At 62.5% G+C, this 1502-nt stretch carries 2 protein-coding genes; both read right to left on the bottom strand.

Translation table 11 applies throughout. From position 1 onward, the window contains the following. Positions 1-4: 4 nt before the first annotated feature. Entirely contained in the window at positions 5-493 is a 489-nt protein-coding gene (ribH, locus tag ACQKP2_RS32880) for a 6,7-dimethyl-8-ribityllumazine synthase (protein WP_427582387.1), read from the bottom strand. Between the two features lie 91 nt (positions 494-584). Then, positions 585-1502 (bottom strand): 3,4-dihydroxy-2-butanone-4-phosphate synthase (locus ACQKP2_RS32885; RefSeq protein ID WP_427582388.1); only part of this gene is annotated, 918 nt, incomplete at its 5' end.

Consider the following 1502-nt stretch of genomic DNA (forward strand, 5'->3'; position numbering starts at 1 on the left):
TGAGCTAAGCCGCACGGCAATCGGTGCCGGTATCGGATCGGTCGCTGGCGGTATCGTGGGCGTGGCGATCGGCCGAAGCCCAGAGTCCTTTGGCTTTGGTGCCGGAACGTTCGATGGCTTGCTCGATGGAGTCGACGGTCAGCACGCCGAAAGCGACCGGTACGCCGAACTCCATGGACACCTGGGCCAGGCCCTTGGTGCATTCGCCAGCCACGTATTCGAAATGCGGAGTACCGCCACGAATGACCGCGCCCAGCGCGATGATTGCCGCGAACTCGCCTTTCTGGGCGACTTTCTGCGCAACCAGCGGAATTTCGAAGGCGCCAGGGGCACGGATGATGGTGATGTCGCTTTCGCTCACGCCATGGCGAACCAGGGCATCGATTGCACCGCTGACCAGGCTTTCAACGACGAAGCTGTTGAAACGGCCCACTACCAGAGCGTAGCGGCCTTTAGGGGCGATGAACGTACCTTCGATGGTCTTCAGGGTCATTCGATAGATCTCTTAAAGAGCCGGGACGCGTCTGTTACGCGCCCCTCAGTGATTTATTTGCCGCGAATTCAGGGCCGGAAACAACCGGTCATTATTCGGAGGGCACGTATTCTACAACTTCCAGATCGAAACCGGATATCGCGTTGAATTTCATCGGTGCCGACATCAGGCGCATTTTGCGCACGCCCAGGTCACGCAGGATCTGCGAACCAGCCCCGACAGTGCTGTAGGTGGTCGGCTTTTTCACCGCGGCCTGATCCGCCGTTTCGCGGATATGCGCCAGCAAAACGTCACCGTCAAGCGGGTGACCGAGCAACAGCACCACACCGCTGCCAGCCTCGGCAACCGTTGCCATCGCGGCACGCAGGCTCCAGCGGCCCGGTTGCTTGACCATCAGCAGGTCGCGCAGCGGGTCCATGTTGTGCACGCGCACCAGTGTCGGCTCTTCGGCGCAGATGTTGCCCAGGGTCAGGGCCATGTGCACGTCGCCTTCCACGGCATCACGATAGGTCACCAGGTTGAATTGGCCCAGTTCGCTGTCCAGTGGCTGCTCGGCAATCCGCTGAACGGTACGTTCATGGATCATGCGGTAGTGGATCAGGTCGGCGATGGTGCCGATCTTGATGTCATGTTCGGCTGCGAAAGCTTCCAGTTCCGCACGACGGGACATGGTGCCGTCGTCGTTCATCACTTCGCAGATCACGCCGCTCGGCTCGAAACCGGCCATGCGCGCCAGGTCGCAGGCCGCCTCGGTGTGACCGGCGCGGGCCAGGGTGCCGCCGGCCTGGGCCATCAGCGGGAAAATGTGACCCGGGCTGACAATGTCTTCTGCCTTGGCATCACGGGCGGCAGCCGCTTGCACGGTGCGCGCGCGGTCGGCGGCGGAAATGCCGGTGGTCACGCCGGTGGCCGCCTCGATGGACACGGTGAACTTGGTGCCGAAGCCGGAGCCGTTGCGCGGCGCCATCAACGGCAGCTTGAGCAGCTCGCAACGCTCGCGGCTCATCGG

This window comes from Pseudomonas sp. NPDC089569, assembly GCF_050280625.1.
GTDB lineage: Bacteria > Pseudomonadota > Gammaproteobacteria > Pseudomonadales > Pseudomonadaceae > Aquipseudomonas.